Source organism: Streptomyces sp. NPDC047108 (assembly GCF_040643575.1).
In the GTDB taxonomy this organism is placed as follows: domain Bacteria; phylum Actinomycetota; class Actinomycetes; order Streptomycetales; family Streptomycetaceae; genus Streptomyces.
Genome location: NZ_JBEYUP010000006.1, coordinates 259,248 through 277,538 on the forward strand (window position 1 = coordinate 259,248; position 18,291 = coordinate 277,538).

An 18,291-nucleotide genomic window follows, 5' to 3' on the forward strand; every position below is an offset into this window, starting at 1 on the left:
CCGGCGCGTTGAAGGCTCGGGGGTCATTGTCCCCGACGCGTGGGGCTGCTGGTGATCCGGGGGCACCGCGGACGCGCCGGGCGGAGCAGTCGGGCCCTCACGGTTCCGCCGGGTCGCTCCTACCGGGTGTCGTCCTCACCCGTGGGGTCCTCGCCGCGGTCGAGGGCCTTCCACATCTCCTCGGGCCGGTCGGGGTCGGGCGCACGGCGCGTACGGCTGGGTGCCGGGCGGCCACCACGCTCGTACCGCCCCGACATGGCCGGCCAGTGACGGCCGTAGCGGAGGGCGAGCAGTCCCGCCAGGAGCAGCAGCACGCCCCCGGCGGCGGAGACCCAGGGCCAGGGGGTGTGCGTGACGTGCTCGACACCGGCGTCGGCCAGTCCGGTGGCGTCGGCCGCCTCGGCCTCCAGGGCACCGGAGTCGGAGCCGCCGATGACGGAGGTGAACACGGCGGCCGCGCCGCTCAGCGCCAGCAGGGCGGCAACCAGGGCCCGGCCGCCTCGCCGCACGGCGAAGACGGCGACGAGCGCGGCCAGTCCGACCACGGCGAGCGCGGCGGGAAGACCCGTCACGTCGCGGCCCTTGGCGGACAGCGGCTGGGCGCCCTGCGCCGCGGTCGACAGGCCCTCGCTCCACGTCTGGCCGCCCGCGAGCAGCGCGAGCGCGGCACCGAGGGCGCCGAGCAGCAGGGCGATGGCGAGACTCCGTCGCGACGACGACGGCGGCGGGGCCTGGGGTGTACGGGGATGAGGTACGGCACTCACCCCACCACTATGGCGCGTCGGACATTCCGGCCTACAAGGGGGGCCTCCCGCGCGCCGTCATCGACCGGGCGGAGGTGGCCGTTCTCACGGCGCAGGACAGCACCGCGCGGTGGGTGTCGTGCGTCGCGCCTACGGCGTCGTCAGCCCGCTCGCCATCGCCACCGCGCGCAGCACCGCGGCGGCCTTGTTGCGGCACTCCGTGTCCTCCGCCACCGGGTCCGAGTCGGCGACCACGCCCGCCCCGGCCTGCACATAGGCCGTGCCCCCGCGCAGCAGGGCGGTACGGATGGCGATCGCGGTGTCGGAGTCGCCCGCGAAGTCCAGATAGCCGACGCAACCCCCGTACAGGCCGCGGCGGGTGGGCTCCAGCTCCTCGATGATCTGCATCGCGCGGGGCTTCGGCGCGCCGGAGAGCGTGCCGGCGGGGAAGCAGGCGGTGAGGACGTCGAACGCCGTACGCCCCCCGCCGAGGCGGCCGGTGACGGTCGAGACGATGTGCATGACGTGGCTGTAGCGCTCGATCGACATGAAGTCCACGACCTCGACGCTGCCCGGATCGCAGACCCGGCCCAGGTCGTTCCGCCCGAGGTCGACCAGCATCAGGTGCTCGGCCCGCTCCTTGGGGTCGGCGAGCAGTTCGTCGGCGAGCGCCGCGTCCTCCTGCGGGGTCGCGCCGCGCGGGCGCGTCCCCGCGATGGGGTGCACCATCGCGCGGCCGTCCTCGACCTTCACCAGGGCCTCGGGGCTGGAGCCGACGACGTCGAAGCCCTCCTCCCCGTCCACGCCGGGGAAGCGGAAGAGGTACATGTACGGGCTGGGGTTGGTGGCCCGCAGCACCCGGTAGACGTCCAACGCCGAGGCGGGACAGGGGGTTTCGAACCGCTGCGACGGCACGACCTGGAACGCCTCCCCCGCGCGGATCCGCTCCTTGATGTCGTCGACCGCCTCCTGATAGGCGGCGCCGCCCCACCGTGCCGTGAAGTCGGGCACCTGCGAGGGCGGCAGGACGGCGGCGCTCGCCGGAACCGGACGTGAGAGGTCGGCGGCCATGGCGTCGAGACGGGCCACCGCGTCCGCGTACGCCTCGTCGACGCCGGTGTCGAGGTCGTTGTGGTTGATGGCGTTGGCGATCAGCAGGACCGTGCCGTCCCAGTGGTCGAGGACGGCGAGGTCCGAGGTGAGCAGCATGGTCAGCTCGGGAAGGCGCAGATCGTCCTCGGTGCTGTCGCCGATCCGCTCCAGCCGCCGCACGATGTCGTAGCCGAGGTAGCCGACCATGCCGCCGGTGAACGGCGGCAGATGCTCCTGTGCGGCCAGGTCGCGCGGGGTGTGCAAGGTCTCGACGGTGGCGCGCAGCGCGGCCAGCGGGTCACCGGATACGGGTACGCCGACGGGCGGTGTGCCCAGCCAGTGCGCCTGGCCCTCCCGGACGGTGAGGGTGGCGGCGCTGCGGACGCCGACGAAGGAGTAGCGGGACCAGGAGCGGCCGTTCTCCGCGGACTCCAGCAGGAAGGTGCCGGGGCGTTCGGCGGCGAGTTTGCGGTAGAGGCCGACCGGAGTGTCCCCGTCCGCCAGCAGTCTGCGGCTGACGGGGATGACGCGGCGGTCGGCCGCCAGCTTGCGGAAGGTCTCGAGGTCCATCGTGGCAGCACCCGTGGTCATGGGGCGGGATCCTAGTCCGCCCGCGGCTCCCGCGCGGACGTGTCCATGGGCAGCTCACCTGCGTCGAAGCAGGTGCGGTCGCCGGTGTGGCAGGCGGCGCCGACCTGGTCGACCCTCACCAGGACCGTGTCGGCGTCGCAGTCGAGGGCGACGGACTTCACGTGCTGGACGTGGCCCGAGGTGTCGCCCTTGACCCAGTACTCCTGACGGCTGCGGCTCCAGTACGTGCAGCGGCCGCTCGTGAGGGTGCGGTGCAGCGCCTCGTCGTCCATCCACCCGAGCATGAGGACCTCGCCCGTGTCGTACTGCTGGGCGATGGCCGGAATGAGCCCGTCCGCGCTCCGCTTCAGGCGGGCGGCGATGGCGGGGTCGAGGTCGGAGGGGCGCTGGGTGCTGGACATGGACTCCATTGTGCCGCGTGTGCGCAGCGCCCCTGCGCCCGTGTGCGCAGCGTGCACGTGTGCGCAGCGCCCCGGACCGATGGCTTCCGGTGGCGGCCGGGGCGCAGGGGCGGACAGCACGGCCGGTCCTCGACTCCCCATGGCGCGTGGGCCGATGGGCTGATTGTCGGTGCGATAGGGCATGCTTCCCGCATGACGTTCCCGCCCTCGCCGCACGAGCCCACGCCGCCCTCCTCCGGGGGCGGCTTCGGCCCCCCGCAGGGATTCGGCCCCGCCGGCGGGCAGGGCCAGGGGCCCGAGCAGGCACAGCCGGGCCAGGGACAGCCGCCGGCGTACGGACAGGGGCAGCCGCCCGGATACGGACAGGGGCCCGGTCATGGGCAGGGGCCCGCCTACGGTCAGGGGCCCGGCTACGGGCAGCCGCCGGTCGGCTACGGCCCGCCGCAGGGCATGGGCCCCGGCGGCTACGGCGCCTATCCCCCGCCGCAGCCGCCCTCCGGCGGCGGGCCGAGCGGCCCCAAGGTCGCCGCGATCTTCATCGCCGGGGTGCTGGTGACCGGTCTCGCCGTGGGCGGCTTCCTGCTCCTGGCGGGTTCGGGCGACAGCGGGGCCACAGCCGACGCCAAGCCGCGCGCCTCCTCCGGGGACCGGTCGAGCGACGGCCCGGCGGGCGGCGACGTCACGACCCCCTCCGCGCCTGCCGACGCCCCGACCGGCGGTGCGTCCTCCTCGCCCGGCGACCTGGTGCCGTTCGTCGCCCTCGCACCGGGCAAGTGCTTCGACCACCCGGCGCTGGACAGTTCGGTCGACGCGATCGAGACGCGCTCGTGCGGCGGCCCTCATGACGGCGAGGTGATAGCCAGCCGGACGCTCAGCGGGTCGTACACCTCCGAGACACAGCTCCAGGACAAGGCGCTCGAGCTGTGCGAGACGGCCGTGGCGGACCGGATGAAGTCGGTTCCGGAGGACGGGCGCCAGTACTTCAACTACGCCCTCTATCCGTCCCTGGACACCTACCGGGTCCGCCAGGAGAAGCGGATCTCCTGCGCGATGACGCTCAGCGACCGCATCGGCGGGAAGAAGCTGTCCGCGCCGCTGCCCGGCTGACCCGACCGCTGCCCGGCTGACCCGACCGCTGCCCGGCCGGCCACCGCCGGATGCGGCACGCGACCGCGCGTGACCGGACCCCGGCCGCGCCGGGGCGCGTCCTGGCCGGGTGCCCGGGCCGGTCGTACGCTGGCCGTATGTCGACCCATGCGAAGCGTGAACGCCTTCTTCTCGCCGATTTGTTGGAGTCCGCCGGCCCCGGGGCGCCGACGCTGTGCCAGGACTGGACGACCCGCGACCTGGCAGCACACGTGGTGCTGCGGGAGCGACGGGCGGACGCGGCCGCGGGCATCGTGTTCAAGCCGCTGGCCTCGCGTCTGGAGCGGGTGATGGCCGAGTTCGCCGCGAAGCCGTACGAGGAGCTGATCCAGCTCATCCGTACCGGCCCGCCGCGTTCGTCCCCGTTCGCGCTCAAGCAGATCGACGAAGCGGCGAACACCGTGGAGTTCTTCGTGCACGCCGAGGACGTACGGCGCGCCCAGCCCGACTGGACGCCGCGTGAGCTCGACCCGGTGTTCGCCGACGTCCTGTGGACGCGCCTGGAGCGCGGGGCACGGCTGCTGGGCCGCAAGTCCACGGTGGGGCTGGTCGTCCGCCGTCCCGACGGCCGTACGGCGGTCGCCCGCCGCGGCACGCCCGTGGTCACCGTCACCGGGGAGCCGGGCGAGTTGACGCTGTTCCTCTTCGGCCGTCAGCGCGTTGCGAAGGTCGAGATGGAGGGCGACAAGGAAGCCGTCGCGCGGGCGCAGGACGCGCCGCTCGGCCTGCCCATGTAGGACCACGGCGGTCCGGGGCAGTCCCGGACCGCGGGAGCCCGGCGAGCCCGGCGGACCGCGGAACACCGGTCTCCGGTCCGCCCGCGCCCGTACGGGGCCGTTGGCGGACCGGAGCCATGTGCGGGTCGGCCCGTGCCGTGCGGAGCAACGGGCCGACCGGGCCCCGGGCGTCCCGGAATGGCGACCGGTCCGCGGACCAACAGGCCGCGGAATGGGGGCAGTCGACGGACCGCGGGCTCCGCGGACCGAGCGAACCCGCGGACCCGAGCAAACCCGCCAGGCCGAGCGGGCCCGCGGGGTCAGCCGACCGGCGGGGCCGAGCGGGCGCGGGTTCAGCGGACCGGGTGGCCCGCCGCCCGTAGCCTCTGCTTGACCTCGGCGATCCGCAGATCGCCGAAGTGGAAGACCGAGGCGGCGAGGACCGCGTCCGCGCCGGACGCGACCGCCGGAGGGAAGTCGTCCAGCTTCCCCGCGCCGCCCGACGCGATCACCGGAATGGTGACCTGCTTGCGGACGGCCTCGATCATCGCCGTGTCGTAGCCGTCCTTCGTCCCGTCGGCGTCCATGGAGTTCAACAGGATCTCGCCCGCGCCCAGTTCGGCCGCCCGGTGCGCCCACTCCACCGCGTCGATCCCCGTACCGCGCCGCCCGCCGTGCGTCGTGACCTCGAAGCCGGACGCGGTGACCGTCCCCTCCGGGCAGCGCCGGGCGTCGACGGACAGCACCAGCACCTGGCTGCCGAAGCGCTCGGCGATCTCGCGGATCAGCTCGGGCCGGGCGATGGCCGCGGTGTTGACACCGACCTTGTCGGCCCCGGCGCGCAGCAGCTTGTCGACGTCGTCGGTCGTCCGGACCCCGCCGCCCACGGTGAGCGGGATGAAGACCTGCTCGGCCGTGCGCCGCACGACGTCGTACGTCGTCTCGCGGTCGCCCGAGGAGGCCGTGATGTCGAGGAAGGTCAGCTCGTCGGCGCCCTCGGCGTCGTACAGCTTGGCCATCTCGACGGGGTCGCCCGCGTCGCGCAGGTTCTGGAAGTTGACGCCCTTGACGACACGGCCGCCGTCCACATCCAGGCAGGGGATGACTCGGACCGCCAGGGTCATGGCGCGGACTCCTCGGAGTTACTGCGGAACGCTTCGATCTCCACCTCGACCAGGACGCGCGAGTCGACGAAGCCGGAGACCACGACGAGCGTCGCGGCCGGGCGTACGGCGCCGAAGATCTCGTGGTGCGCGCGGCCGACGGCGTCGACGTCGCGCTGGTGGGTGAGGTACATGCGGGTACGGATGACGTCCTCGGCTCCGAGGCCGAACTTCTTGAGCGCGGTGAGGGCGTTGTGGAACGCCGCTCGCGCCTGCTCGTACGGGTCGCCCTCGCCCTGCAGCACTCTGCCGGTGAACGGCATCGTGCCCGATACGAGGACCCGGTCGCCGGCCGCGACAGCACGCGCGAAGCCGATCGTCTCCTCCCACGGGCTGTCGGACTGCACTCGCTGCACGCCTTCGCTCATCCGGACACCGCCTCCAACGCCTCTCGCAGGGTGAACGCCTTGGCGTAGAGCGCCTTGCCGACGATCGCGCCCTCCACACCTGCGGGGACGAGACCGGCGATGGCCCGCAGGTCCTCCAGCGAGGAGACGCCCCCGGAGGCGACGACGGGCTTGTCGGTCGCGGCGCAGACGTTCCTCAGCAGGTCGAGGTTGGGGCCCTGCAGGGTTCCGTCCTTGGCGATGTCGGTGACGACGTACCGGGCGCAGCCCTCGGAATCCAGGCGGGCCAGGGTCTCGTAGAGGTCGCCGCCGTCGCGGGTCCAGCCGCGGCCGCGGAGCGTGGTGCCGCGGACGTCCAGGCCGACGGCGATGCGGTCGCCGTGCTCGGCGATGACCTTGGCGACCCACTCGGGGGTCTCCAGGGCGGCGGTGCCGAGGTTGACGCGGGTGCAGCCGGTGGCCAGCGCCGCGGCCAGGGTGTCGTCGTCGCGGATGCCGCCGGACAGCTCGACCTTGATGTCCATGGCGCGGGTGACCTCGGCGATGTGCGCCCGGTTGTCGCCGGTGCCGAACGCGGCGTCCAGGTCGACCAGATGCAGCCACTCGGCCCCCTCCTGCTGCCAGGTGAGGGCGGCCTGGAGGGGGTCGCCGTACGAGGTCTCGGAGCCGGACTCGCCGTGGACGAGGCGGACGGCCTGGCCGTCGCGGACGTCGACGGCGGGAAGGAGTTCGAGCTTCGGCATCACGGGGCTCTCAGTGCTTTCGGGGCTCAGGGGGGACACGGGACTGTCGGGGCTCGGGCTCACAGGGTGCCGAGCCAGTTGGTCAGGAGCTGGGCGCCGGCGTCGCCGGACTTCTCGGGGTGGAACTGGGTGGCCCACAGCGGGCCGTTCTCGACGGCGGCGACGAACGGCTCGCCGTGCGTGGCCCATGTGACCTTCGGCGCGCGGATGTGGGGGTTCCCGGTCTCCAGCTCCCAGTCGCGCACGGCGTAGGAGTGCACGAAGTAGTAGCGGGCACCGGCGTCCAGGCCCGCGAAGAGCCGGGAGTCCTCGGGCGCCTCGACGGTGTTCCAGCCCATGTGCGGGACGACGTCGGCCTTCAGAGGTCCCACGGTGCCGGGCCACTCGTCGAGCCCCTCCGCCTCGACGCCGTGCTCGATGCCCCGGGTGAAGAGGATCTGCATCCCGACGCAGATGCCCAGGACGGGCCGTCCGCCGGCCAGGCGGCGCCCGACGACCCAGTCGCCGCGGGCCTCCTTGAGCCCGGTCATGCAGGCGGAGAACGCGCCGACACCGGGGACGAGCACACCGTCGGCGTTCATGGCCGTGTCGTAGTCCCGGGTGACCTCGACATCGGCGCCGACCCGGGCGAGGGCGCGCTCGGCGGAGCGGATGTTGCCGAAGCCGTAGTCGAAGACGACGACGCGCTTCGCGGCCCCGGTGCTCATGCGAACACCCCGTCCAGGCGCAGGACACCGGCGGCCAGGCACATCACGCAGGCGATGCCGAGCGCCACGATCACGCCCTTGGGCATCTTCTGCTTGGAGAAGGAGATCACTCCGCCGAGCAGGAACAGCCCGACGAGGATCAGGAGGGTGGACAGGGTGTTCACGACGTCCCTTCGTTCGCCCGGCGGCTGCCCGGGCCCTTCGTCACTGCATCATTCCGTTCGCTTCTCCGCCCGCGCGGCGCAGCGGCGCGTGGGTCACAGCGCGCCCTTGGTGGACGGCAGGATCCCGGCCGCGCGCGGGTCGCGCTCGGAGGCGTAGCGCAGGGCACGGGCCAGGGCCTTGAACTGGCACTCGACGATGTGGTGGGCGTTGCGCCCGTACGGCACGTGGATGTGCAGGGCGACCTGCGCCTGAGCCACGAAGGACTCGAAGATGTGCCGCGTCATGGTCGTGTCGTACTCGCCGATCATCGGCGCCATCTTCTCCGGCTCGGTGTGCACCAGGTACGGGCGGCCCGAGAGGTCGACGGTCACCTGCGCCAGCGACTCGTCCAGCGGGACGGTGCAGTTGCCGAAGCGGTAGATGCCCGTCTTGTCGCCGAGGGCCTGCTTGAAGGCGGCGCCGAGGGCGAGCGCGGTGTCCTCGATGGTGTGGTGGCTGTCGATGTGCAGGTCGCCGTCGGTCTTGACGGTGAGGTCGAAGAGCCCGTGGCGGCCGAGCTGGTCGAGCATGTGGTCGTAGAAACCGACCCCGGTGGCGACGTCGACCTTGCCGGTGCCGTCGAGGTCGATCTCGACGAGGACGGACGTCTCCTTGGTGGTGCGCTCCACGCGGCCTACGCGGCTCATCGGTTCAACTCCTTCATCAGATCGCGCACCGCATCGAGGAACGCGTCGTTCTCATCCGGGGTGCCCGCGGTCACGCGCAGGCGACCCGGTACGCCGTTGTCACGGACCAGCACACCGCGGTCCAGCAGGGCCTGCCATGCGGCATGGGCGTCGTCGAAGCGGCCGAACTGCACGAAGTTCGCGTCCGATTCGGTGACCTCGAGGCCGGTGGCGCGCAGTTCGGCGACCAGCCGGTCCCGCTCGGTCTTGAGCTGTTCGACGTACCCGAGCAGCGTATCGGTGTGTTCGAGGGCGGCCAGCGCGGTGGCCTGGGTGACGGCCGAGAGGTGGTACGGCAGGCGGACGAGCTGGACGGCGTCCACGACCGCCGCGTCGGCGGCCAGATAGCCCAGGCGCAGCCCGGCCGCGCCGAAGGCCTTGGACATGGTGCGCGAGACCACCAGGTTCGGGCGCCCCTCGATCAGCGGCAGCAGGGAGGGGCGGTGGCTGAACTCCCCGTACGCCTCGTCGATCACGACGAGCGAGGGCTTCGCGGCCTGCGCGGCCTCGTACAGCGCGAGGACGGTCTCGGCCTCGACCGCCGTGCCGGTGGGGTTGTTCGGCGAGCAGACGAAGACGACGTCCGGCTTCCGCTCGGCGATCGCGGCGGCCGACGCGTCCACGTCGATGGTGAAGTCCTCGGTGCGCGGTCCGGAGATCCAGCCGGTGCCGGTGCCGCGGCTGATCAGCGCGTGCATCGAGTACGAGGGCTCGAAGCCGATGGCCGTGCGGCCGGGGCCGCCGAAGGCCTGGAGGAGCTGCTGGATGATCTCGTTGGAGCCGTTGGCGGCCCATACCTGGGCCCGTTCCACCGCGTGTCCCGTGGTCCGCGTGAGATATGCGGCCAGCTCGGTGCGCAGCTCCACGGCGTCCCGGTCAGGGTACCGGTTCAGCTCGCGGGCGGCCTCGGTGACGCGCTCGCCGATGCGCCGTACGAGCGGCTCGGGCAGCGGGTACGGGTTCTCGTTGGTGTTCAGGCGCACGGGCACGTCGAGCTGCGGCGCGCCGTACGGGGACTTGCCGCGCAGCTCGTCCCTGATGGGGAGGTCGTCGATGCCGGGCACTAGCGGGGCACCTCTCCGTCGAACCGGGCCTTGAGAGCGGCCCCGTGCGCGGGCAGGTCCTCGGCCTCGGCGAGGGTCACGACGTGGTGGGTGACCTCGGCGAGGGCGTCGCGGGTGTAGTCCACGACGTGGATGCCGCGCAGGAAGGACTGCACGGACAGGCCGGAGGAGTGGCAGGCGCAGCCACCGGTGGGCAGCACGTGGTTCGATCCGGCGCAGTAGTCGCCCAGCGAGACGGGGGCGTAGGGTCCGACGAAGATCGCGCCCGCGTTGCGGACCCGCGCGGCGACGGCGGAGGCGTCGGCGGTCTGGATCTCCAGGTGCTCGGCGGCGTAGGCGTCGACGACCCGCAGTCCCTCGTCCAGGCCGTCGACGAGGACGACCGCGGACTGACGTCCTGCCAGCGCCTCGCCGACGCGCTCGCGGTGGCGGGTGGCGGCGACCTGGGTCTTCAGCTCGGTCTCGACCTGTTCGGCCAGCTCGACGGAGTCGGTGACGAGGACGGCGGCGGCCAGCGGGTCGTGCTCGGCCTGGCTGATGAGGTCGGAGGCGACGTGTACGGGGTCCGCCGTGGCGTCGGCGAGGACCGCGATCTCGGTCGGGCCCGCCTCGGCGTCGATCCCGATACGGCCCTTGAGCAGGCGCTTGGCTGCGGCGACGTAGATGTTGCCGGGGCCGGTGACGAGGTCGACCGGCAGGCACTCGTCCGTGCCGTACGCGAACATGGCGATCGCCTGGGCGCCGCCGGCGGCGTACACCTCGTCGACGCCGAGCAGGGCGCAGGCCGCGAGGATCGTGGGGTGCGGCAGCCCGCCGAACGCCTTCTGCGGGGGCGAAGTGACGGCGACGGCGTCGACGCCCGCCTCCTGGGCCGGGACCACGTTCATCACGACGGAGGACGGATAGACGGCGCGGCCGCCCGGGACGTACAGGCCGACGCGCTGCACGGGCACCCAGCGCTCGGTGACCGTGCCGCCGGGCACGACCTGCGTGGTGTGGTCGGTGCGGCGCTGCTCACGGTGGACGAGGCGGGCGCGGCGGATCGACTCCTCCAGCGCGGCACGCACCTGCGGGTCCAGTTCTGCCAGGGCCCGGTCGAGCTCCTCGGCGGGTACGCGGACCCGCTCGATCCGCACACCGTCGAATTTTCCCGCGTAGTCGATCAGCGCTTCCGTGCCGCGATGCCGTACGTCGTCACAGATCGGCCGCACCTTCTCCAGGGCGGCCTCGACGTCGAACTCGGCACGGGGCAGCAGGTCACGCAGGGCGGCACCCTCGGGGAGGGCGTCACCGCGCAGATCGATTCGCGAGATCACGGAGCCAATTGTCTCAGACCTGTTCCGCTGCGCGGTCGCGCGTATCAGTGGCTGATACACGCCCCTGCGGCGAATTCCTTGACACTGCTGACCGTTAGCGTTCAGCCCGTTACGGAACGGGAATAGGGAGCTTGAAGGAGCCGTGTGGGCCGCGCGGCACGGAAAGGGGGCTGCGGAGGTGTCCGGAGCAGGTGACGGTGAGCCGCCGGAGGGGCTGGAGCTGACCCCGGCCGAGTGGGGGATGTGGCAGGCGTTTCGCAATGGAAGCACTCATGATCTTCGCACTCGCAATCCCGTACACGATGATCCGGAGGGCCAGTACCACTGGGGGCCCGACCGCGCCGTCCGCGCGCGCATCGTGGCGCTCTTACTCCTCGACGGCCCGCCCCCGCAGCCCGGGCGGGTCGCCGCACTCAAGCTGACCGGTGCGTACATCACCGGCACGCTCGACCTGTCCGGCGGCACCGTCGAGCCGTACGTCGAGCTGTTCGGCTGCCGCTTCGAGAACGAGATCCTGCTGCCCGAGTCCCGCTTCTCCACCCTGCGCCTGGTGTCCTGCGCGATACCCCGGCTCGAGGCCGCCCGGCTGACCACCGAGGGAGACCTGCACCTCGCCCGCTGCACGGTGCGCAGCGGCATACGCCTCACCGACGCGCACATCGGCACCGACCTCATGCTCAACCAGCTCACGGTCTACAAGGACCGCAAGGGCCGCTCCATCTCGGCGGACGGCATGACCGTCGCCCAGGATCTGCAGGCCGAGATGATGCAGTCGTACGGCGAGTTCAGCATGCGCGGCGCCCAGATAGGGGTGTCGCTGAGCCTGCGCGGCACCCGGCTGAGCAACCCGTACGGACGGCGCGCGCTCAACGCCCCGCAGCTCACCGTGGAGCGCTCGCTCTACATGACGGCGGCCGGACTCAGCTCCTCGCCGCTCGCGGGCTCCTCCGGCACCACCCCGCCGTACGGGATCACGCCGACCCGCGGCACGCGCATCCAGCACTTCGAATGCGAGGGCGGGGTGCGGCTGGACGACGGGCGGTTCGGCGACGCCGTCGACTTCTACCAGGCCCGCTTCGTCATGGACGCGGGGCAGGAGGTGTCGCTGCGCCGCATCCAGACCCCCGAGCTGCGCTTCCTCGGCGAGCGGCCGGAGCGGGGCCGGGTGGTGCTCTCGGGCGCGAAGGTCGTCAACCTCGTCGACCGGGCGGCGAGCTGGCCGGGGCCCGGCGGCCTGGCGATGGCCGGATTCGCCTACGAGACGCTGATACCGCGCGGCTCCTTCCCGCTGACCGAGCGGCTGGAGTGGGTGGCCGCGGCGACTCCGGAGTACGCCCCCGAGCCGTACGAGCAGCTGGCGGCGGCGATGCGGGCCAGCGGCGAGGACTCGGACGCGCGGGCGGTGCTGCTGGCCAAGCAGCGGCGGCGCCGGGAGACGCTGCCGCTGGCGGGGAAGCTGTGGGGCTACCTCCAGGACTGGACGGTGGCGTACGGCTACAAGCCGGGGCGGGCGGCGCTGTGGATGGCCGTTCTGTGGGCGGTCGGCACGCTGATCTTCGACCGGAATCCGCCGACGGAACTGCGCGACGGCGAAACACCTCAGTGGAACGCCATGTTGTACGCCCTGGACCTGCTGCTGCCGGTGATCGACCTGGGGCAGGCGACGTTCTGGAAACCGGAGGGCCGCTTCCAGTGGACGGCCACCGTTCTGATCCTGCTGGGCTGGATCCTCGCCACGACGGTCGCGGCGGGCGTGTCGCGCGTCCTGCGCCGTAGCTGACCCGCGGCCCGCGCCGTAGCCGACCCGCCGCCATGCCGTGGCCGACCGTGGCCACGCCGCGCCGACCGCGACCGCGCCGTGCCGCCCTCCGGCGTGCCGTGCCGACCCGCCGCCACGCCACGCCGCGCCGGCCGCCGCCATGCCGTCGCCGGGCTCGTGCACGGCATGCCGGAGGGCGAAGCAGCACGGCTCATGAGCGGCGGCGGCCGGGCGGCCCCGCGCAGGACAGGGGCAGGACAGAGGCGCAGGTGAACGACGCGGAGGCGTGAGCGGGGAGCACGGGGCGCACGGGAGCACGGGAGGCGCGGCAACCGCTTACCCTGGCGGCCTTTCACGCCCCCTGCCACCTGCACTCTTTACCCGGTATTGACCATTCCGCAAGCAACCTTTCCATCGATGCAAAAGCTTCACCGAATTGCCCTGGCGCGCCCCCGACCTGCACCTTTCAATGAGCGCAGTACCGTGCACCAGACCCATAAGACAATCCGGACATTCTCCTTGTCCCCCCACAGGCCGGAGGCACCGTGGTCTTCCTCCGTGCGTTGATCACCACGGCTCGCATGATCCGCCACACCCCCCTCCTCGCCGCCGGTCTGCCGCCCGACGACGACGTGCTGCTCGACGCGCCCGACGAACGCCTCGGCCCGGCGCTCGCCGCCGCCGGACGGGGCGAGCACCGCCCGGCGGCCGCCCTGCTCGCGGCGACCCGCGAGGCCGCCGAATGGGAGTCGCGCGACCGCTACGCCATCTGCCTCGCGGTCTTCGCGCGCCACCGCTCCGACTGGTTCTCCCAGTGGCTCGCCGCCTCGCCCCACGACCCGGACGCGGCGCTGATCCGGGCGGAACGCGCCGTACGGGCCGCGTGGGAACGGCCCGGACGCGCCGAGCCGCTGCGCGAGACCACGCCACTCATCGAGGCGGCGGCCAAGGCGTCCCCGGGCGACCCCGTGCCGTGGCGCCTCGCGCTCGACCACGCGCGCGGCACGCGGGCCCCGCGCGGCGACTTCGACGCGCTCTGGGCCGAGGCGGTCCAGCGCTCCTCGCACCACTACGGGTGCCATGTCGCCGCGCTGCAGTACCTCAGCGCCCGTTGGTACGGCTCCCACCACGAGTCCTTCGACTTCGCGGAGCAGGCGGCCGAGCAGGCGCTCCCCGGCTCGCTGCTGCAAGCCCTGCCCGTACGGGCCGCGTTGGCGGCGCTGCTGGCGGAGGAGCGGCAGCGGGAGGGCGGCACCCTGGTCGCCCTCAGCGGCCGTATCGACAAGGCGGCGGATCTGGCCGTCGCCCTGTCGGCCCGCTACGTGCCCGGCGACCCCTGGCCCGCCGAGGTCCGGAACCTTCTCACCTACGTGCTGATCGTCCGCGGGCGCTGGGCCGAGGCGCTCGAACAGTTCCGGCTGATCGGCCCGTACGCGACCACGTTCCCCTGGAGCCATGTCTCCGACGACCCGCTCGGGCAGTTCCTGGAACTGCGCGACGGCGTCCGCATCCAGGTCGCCTCCACCATGCCCTTGCGTCGGCGGTCCGGCCGGGCCGCGGCGACCGGCCATTAGGCTAGACCGTTGTGACTGTCGCGCGCCTGCCACTCTTCCCGCTGAATTCGGTGCTGTACCCGGGTCTCGTGCTGCCCCTCAACGTGTTCGAGCAGCGGTATCGCGCCCTGATGCGCGACCTGTTGAAGCTGGACGAGGAGACGCCGCGCCGGTTCGCCGTCGTCGCCATCCGCGACGGCCACGAGGTCGCGCCCAGCGCTCCCGGCATGCCGGACGCCACGGCCCTGCCCGAACGGGGCCCCTCCGCCGGCTTCGGCGAGGACCCGCTGCAGGCATTCCACCCGGTCGGGTGTGTCGCGGACGCGGCCACCATCCGGGAGAAGAGCGACGGCGGCTTCGACATCCTGGCCACCGGCACCACGCGTTTCCGGCTGCGCTCGGTCGAGGCGTCCGGGGCCTATCTGATGGCCGAGACCGAGCTGCTCGAGGAGGACGAGGGCGAGGGCGCGGGGGCTCTCGCCTCGGGCGTCATGCGGGCCTTCCGCACGTACCAGAAGCGGCTGGCGGGGGCGAACGAGCGGTCGCTGATGGACGAGCAGGATCTCCCCGACGAGCCGTCCGTGCTGTCGTACCTGGTCGGCGCGGCGGCAGTGCTGGACACCCCGGCGAAGCAGCGCCTGCTGGAGGCCCCGACCACGGCGGAACGGCTCCGGCAGGAGCTGAAGATCCTCCGCACCGAGAGCACGCTGATCCGGGGCATCCCGTCGCTGCCGGCGATCGATCTCACGCGGCAGCCGACGATTCCCAACTGAGCGAGGAACCGAGGACCTTGGGGAAGAAGAAGCAGAAGGCGGGCGCCGGCGGAACGCCCGCCACGGTCGCCCTGACCGGTGCGGGCACGGACTTCACGGTGCACGCGTACGAGCACGACCCGGCCGCCGCGTCGTACGGCGAGGAAGCGGCCCAGGCGATGGGCGTGGAGCCGGAGCGGGTGTTCAAGACGCTGCTGGCCGAGGTCGACGGCGCCCTGACGGTCGCGATCGTCCCGGTCGCCGGGTCCCTGGACCTCAAGGCGCTCGCGGCGGCGGTGGGCGGCAAGCGGGCGGTGATGGCGGACCCGGCCGTCGCGGAGCGCACCACGGGCTACGTACGGGGCGGCATCTCGCCGCTCGGCCAGCGGCGGCGCCTGCCGACCGTGCTGGACGACTCCGCGTCGTCGTACGGGACCGTGTGCGTGTCGGCGGGGCGCCGCGGGCTGGAGGTCGAGCTGGCCCCGTCGGACCTGGCGTCGCTGACGGACGCGGTGCTGGCCCCGATCGGCCGCGCATAACCACGCCGCGCGGAGGGCCGGGCTCCCCCGAACCGCCGTCTCCGGAAGCGGCCGGAGACGGCGTGCAGGGCCTCGGCAGACCTCAGACGTGGACCGGAGGCTCCGGGTCCCGGGGGCCGAAGACACCCGTCAGAGCGAGGTGGACCGCCGTGGCCGCGATCGGCCACGCCAGAAGCGCGCCCTTCGCCCGGAGCTGCAGCGGCGCGTCGAAGGTCTTGCCCTTGCCGACGGCGCGGGCGTGCGCCGCCACGTCCTGCGCCGGTCCGAGCCAGACGCCCATCCGCCAGGCCACGACCGAGGCGAGCAGCGCACCCACCGCCGTCCCGACGACGATCGCGATGCCGCCGCGCCGGAAGAACCAGAACACCACCGCGCCGGTGAGCACCCCGAGTCCGGCCGCGAGCAGGACGAACGTCCCGTCCGCGCCGATCGCCTCCTCGCCCTCGGAGTTCTTGATGAAGACGGCCTTGCCGTCCGAGACCAGCGGCATCCGCGGGGCCAGCCAGAGCCAGAGCAGGCCCAGCGCCACCCCGGCGACCGTCACCGCCAGCGCCACCAGCGCGCCCTGCCGCAACTCCACCCCCAGGCCCGGCCCGCCGGGGTTCTCGGGGTACGGCCCTCCGGCGCCGGAACTCCGGCGCGGGTCGTGCGGGTACTGGTCGTGCGGTGTCATCGGTGCGGTCACCCCGTCATCGTGCCAGGCCGGAGCCGTACCGGAATGAGCAGGACTCCGGTCCGGGTGCGTCATCGGACCGCCGCCCGCCGGTAGGCCCAGGTGGCGACGGCCAGCGAGACCACGCCGACCCCCGCGCACACCGCGAGGTCGGCGCCGACCACGAGCCAGTCGGGCCGCGCCTGGAACGTACGGGCCAGGGCCTCCACCCCGTACGTCGAGGGCAGCAGGTCACGGGCCCAGGACACCGGGCCCGGCAGGTGCGCGGCGGGCAGCACGCCCAGCAGCAGCGCGGCGGACATGCCCAACTGGCCGAGCAGCGTGGCGATTTCCTGGCGGGGGGCCAGGAGCCCGAGTGCGGCACCGAGTCCGGCGAGGGCGGCACCCGCGAGCGGGATCACCGCCAGCAGGATCCACAGATGCGTCAGCGGCAGGCCGAAGAGCAGGCTGCCGACCACGGCGGTGACGACGGTGCCGGGCGCGGTGAACGAGGCGTACGCCCCGGCCGCGCCGAGCACGACGGCGGCCGGCGGGACCGGCAGCGTCGCGTAGTGGTCGAGCCCGCCGCCGGCGCGGAGCTGGCCGAAGTACTGGGCGAGAAGGTTGAGCGCCACGAACGCCACGACGAGGACGCTCGACCCGGCGACCACGGCGCGCGCCTCGTCGCCGCCGTCGACGACCCCGCGCATCAGCACCATGATCCCGACGCTCTGGAAGGTCGCGACGAACAGCAGCGGGATGCGGGCCACCCGGGCCCGGGAGAGCTGCGCGCGGTAGACCGCGGCCAGGGCGGGCAGGAGGCGTGCGCGAGGGGCGAGCGGGGCCGCCGCGCCGGGGCGGGAATCGGCGTCCCGGCCCTCGGCCTCCCGGTCTCCGGCGTCCTGGGACCCGGCCGTCGTCCGGAGCTGCCCGGACACCGCCTCCGCGGGCACGACACTCACGTTGCGCTGCTCCCCTTCGATACGGATCGGTGCTCCACCATGCCACGCCTGCGGTCAGTCACCCTTCACCAGACCTTCCGTACGGCCGCCGAGCGCGAGGTAGACATCCTCCAGGCTCGGTGTGGTGACGGTGAAGTCGTCGAGGGCAGCGAAAGCCGAGCCGCCGGTGACGGCGGCGACCGCCGCGCGGGCCTCGTCCGGGGCGAGCCGCAGCACCCAGCGCCGCCCCGACTCCTTGGCCGAGGCGCGGAGCGCGGCGACCTCGGGCACGTCCAGCGGGGCGCTGTCACGCCACACCAGTTCCAGCCGCACCTCGTCCGCGACGAGGGCCTTGAGCCCGCCGGGCGTGTCGCAGGCGATGACCCGGCCCCGCTCCAGGACGGCGACGCGGTCGAGGACGGTCTCGGCCTCGATGACGTTGTGGGTGACCAGGACGACGGTCGCGCCCCGCTCCGCGCGGCGGCGGTCGACGGCCGCCCACACGGCGCGCCGGGCCACCGGATCCATCCCGGTCGTCGGCTCGTCGAGGACGAGGAGGGGCCGGTCGCCGACGAGCGCTGCCGCGAAGCACGCCAGCCTCCGCTGGCCGCCGGAGAGCCTCCGCAGCGGCCGGCCGGCCAGGTCCGCCAGGCTCAGCTCGTCGAGGACCGCGTCGCGCTCGGCCCGCGCCGTACGGGCGTCGAGGCCGCGCAGCCTTCCGGTCGTCTCGGCGGCGAGCGCGACGGTCAGCTCGTCCAGGGCGGTGGACTCCTGGCCGAGGTAGCCGATGAGGCGGGCGGCGCGGTCCGGGTGGCGTACGAGGTCGTGGCCGAGGACGCGGACGCGGCCGGAGTCCGGGCGCATCAGCCCGGTGAGCTGGCGTACGAGGGTGGACTTGCCGGCGCCGTTCGGACCGAGGAGCCCGAAGATCTCGCCGCGGCGGACCTCCAGGGTGATGCCGTCGCTGGCGCGCACGGCCGGGGCGGCGGGGGTGCCGCGGCGGGCACGGGCCGCCGGGTAGGTCTTCACCAGGTCGTGCACGGCGCACGCGGGCGAGGCTTCCGCCGCGTCGGCTCTGCTGCCCTGCCGTACCTGTGCTGTGCCCGTCCTCACGAGCAACGAGAGTACGCGTCCGGCACCCCGCCACGCCCTGCGGGGCCCGATCCGCCCCGAAAA

Annotated in this window: 20 protein-coding genes; 6 read left to right on the top strand and 14 right to left on the bottom strand. The window is 73.3% G+C overall.

Going from position 1 to position 18,291, the window contains the following annotated elements; translation table 11 throughout:
- Positions 1-119 precede the first annotated feature (119 nt).
- The 3 genes from ABZ822_RS15780 to hisI form a co-directional block, all read right to left on the bottom strand.
- Positions 120-764 (bottom strand): TIGR02234 family membrane protein, encoded by a 645-nt coding sequence (locus ABZ822_RS15780; protein ID WP_360853022.1) that lies wholly within the window; start codon positions 762-764, stop codon positions 120-122.
- Between the two features lie 129 nt (positions 765-893).
- Positions 894-2,426, bottom strand: a complete 1,533-nt coding sequence (locus tag ABZ822_RS15785; RefSeq protein WP_360853025.1) for an anthranilate synthase component I — start codon at positions 2,424-2,426, stop codon at positions 894-896.
- An 11-nt stretch (positions 2,427-2,437) separates the two neighbouring features.
- Complete coding sequence (hisI, locus tag ABZ822_RS15790; RefSeq protein WP_360853028.1) at positions 2,438-2,827, bottom strand: phosphoribosyl-AMP cyclohydrolase; 390 nt, start codon at positions 2,825-2,827, stop codon at positions 2,438-2,440.
- 192 nt (positions 2,828-3,019) lie between these two features.
- Here hisI and ABZ822_RS15795 point away from each other — a divergent pair, with 192 nt between their 5' ends.
- Complete coding sequence (locus tag ABZ822_RS15795) at positions 3,020-3,934, top strand: hypothetical protein (protein WP_360853031.1); 915 nt, start codon at positions 3,020-3,022, stop codon at positions 3,932-3,934.
- Between the two features lie 137 nt (positions 3,935-4,071).
- Entirely contained in the window at positions 4,072-4,710 is a 639-nt protein-coding gene (locus ABZ822_RS15800) for a TIGR03085 family metal-binding protein (RefSeq protein WP_360853034.1), read from the top strand.
- A gap of 332 nt (positions 4,711-5,042) precedes the next feature.
- Here the strand turns inward: ABZ822_RS15800 and hisF are convergent, their stop codons facing one another.
- From hisF to hisD, 8 genes are all read right to left on the bottom strand, one after another.
- The gene (gene hisF / locus ABZ822_RS15805; RefSeq protein WP_360853037.1) at positions 5,043-5,813 is read right to left on the bottom strand and encodes an imidazole glycerol phosphate synthase subunit HisF; all 771 of its coding nucleotides are present in this window, start codon (positions 5,811-5,813) and stop codon (positions 5,043-5,045) included.
- A complete protein-coding gene (locus ABZ822_RS15810) occupies positions 5,810-6,220 on the bottom strand; it encodes a RidA family protein (protein WP_360853039.1) in 411 nt (136 codons plus the stop codon). Before ABZ822_RS15810 ends, hisF begins: the two co-directional genes overlap by 4 nt.
- A complete protein-coding gene (gene priA, locus ABZ822_RS15815) occupies positions 6,217-6,942 on the bottom strand; it encodes a bifunctional 1-(5-phosphoribosyl)-5-((5-phosphoribosylamino)methylideneamino)imidazole-4-carboxamide isomerase/phosphoribosylanthranilate isomerase PriA (protein ID WP_360853042.1) in 726 nt (241 codons plus the stop codon). Before priA ends, ABZ822_RS15810 begins: the two co-directional genes overlap by 4 nt.
- Before the next feature lie 59 nt (positions 6,943-7,001).
- Positions 7,002-7,649: an imidazole glycerol phosphate synthase subunit HisH gene (hisH, locus tag ABZ822_RS15820; RefSeq protein ID WP_360853045.1), complete on the bottom strand. Its 648-nt coding sequence runs from the start codon at positions 7,647-7,649 to the stop codon at positions 7,002-7,004.
- On the bottom strand, positions 7,646-7,813 hold the full coding sequence (locus ABZ822_RS15825; protein ID WP_360853048.1) for a hypothetical protein: 168 nt from the start codon (positions 7,811-7,813) through the stop codon (positions 7,646-7,648). The genes hisH and ABZ822_RS15825 overlap by 4 nt, the downstream gene beginning before the upstream one ends.
- A gap of 93 nt (positions 7,814-7,906) precedes the next feature.
- Positions 7,907-8,500, bottom strand: a complete 594-nt coding sequence (gene hisB, locus ABZ822_RS15830; RefSeq protein WP_360853051.1) for an imidazoleglycerol-phosphate dehydratase HisB — start codon at positions 8,498-8,500, stop codon at positions 7,907-7,909.
- A complete protein-coding gene (locus ABZ822_RS15835; protein ID WP_360853054.1) occupies positions 8,497-9,603 on the bottom strand; it encodes a histidinol-phosphate transaminase in 1,107 nt (368 codons plus the stop codon). Before ABZ822_RS15835 ends, hisB begins: the two co-directional genes overlap by 4 nt.
- Positions 9,603-10,919: a histidinol dehydrogenase gene (gene hisD, locus ABZ822_RS15840; RefSeq protein WP_360853057.1), complete on the bottom strand. Its 1,317-nt coding sequence runs from the start codon at positions 10,917-10,919 to the stop codon at positions 9,603-9,605. The genes ABZ822_RS15835 and hisD overlap by 1 nt, the downstream gene beginning before the upstream one ends.
- 178 nt (positions 10,920-11,097) lie before the next feature.
- On the opposite strand from hisD, the gene ABZ822_RS15845 reads away from it, so the two are divergent.
- The 4 genes from ABZ822_RS15845 (at position 11,098) to ybaK (ending at position 15,522) form a co-directional block, all read left to right on the top strand.
- Positions 11,098-12,699: an oxidoreductase gene (locus tag ABZ822_RS15845; protein ID WP_360853059.1), complete on the top strand. Its 1,602-nt coding sequence runs from the start codon at positions 11,098-11,100 to the stop codon at positions 12,697-12,699.
- A gap of 560 nt (positions 12,700-13,259) precedes the next feature.
- Positions 13,260-14,252 (top strand): hypothetical protein, encoded by a 993-nt coding sequence (locus tag ABZ822_RS15850; RefSeq protein ID WP_360853062.1) that lies wholly within the window; start codon positions 13,260-13,262, stop codon positions 14,250-14,252.
- Between the two features lie 11 nt (positions 14,253-14,263).
- Positions 14,264-15,004: an LON peptidase substrate-binding domain-containing protein gene (locus ABZ822_RS15855; protein ID WP_360853065.1), complete on the top strand. Its 741-nt coding sequence runs from the start codon at positions 14,264-14,266 to the stop codon at positions 15,002-15,004.
- Positions 15,005-15,021: 17 nt separating this feature from the next.
- Positions 15,022-15,522 carry a Cys-tRNA(Pro) deacylase gene (gene ybaK, locus ABZ822_RS15860; RefSeq protein WP_360853068.1) on the top strand — a complete coding sequence of 167 codons (501 nt, stop codon included), beginning with the start codon at positions 15,022-15,024 and terminating at the stop codon, positions 15,520-15,522.
- Positions 15,523-15,604: 82 nt separating this feature from the next.
- Here ybaK and ABZ822_RS15865 read toward each other — a convergent pair whose 3' ends face one another.
- From ABZ822_RS15865 to ABZ822_RS15875, 3 genes are all read right to left on the bottom strand, one after another.
- The gene (locus tag ABZ822_RS15865; RefSeq protein ID WP_360853374.1) at positions 15,605-16,195 is read right to left on the bottom strand and encodes an ABC transporter permease; all 591 of its coding nucleotides are present in this window, start codon (positions 16,193-16,195) and stop codon (positions 15,605-15,607) included.
- 71 nt (positions 16,196-16,266) lie between these two features.
- Positions 16,267-17,136, bottom strand: coding sequence for an ABC transporter permease (locus ABZ822_RS15870; RefSeq protein WP_360853071.1), 870 nt, complete (start codon positions 17,134-17,136; stop codon positions 16,267-16,269).
- A 54-nt stretch (positions 17,137-17,190) separates the two neighbouring features.
- Positions 17,191-18,156, bottom strand: coding sequence for an ABC transporter ATP-binding protein (locus tag ABZ822_RS15875; protein WP_360853377.1), 966 nt, complete (start codon positions 18,154-18,156; stop codon positions 17,191-17,193).
- Between the last annotated feature and the right edge of the window lie 135 nt (positions 18,157-18,291).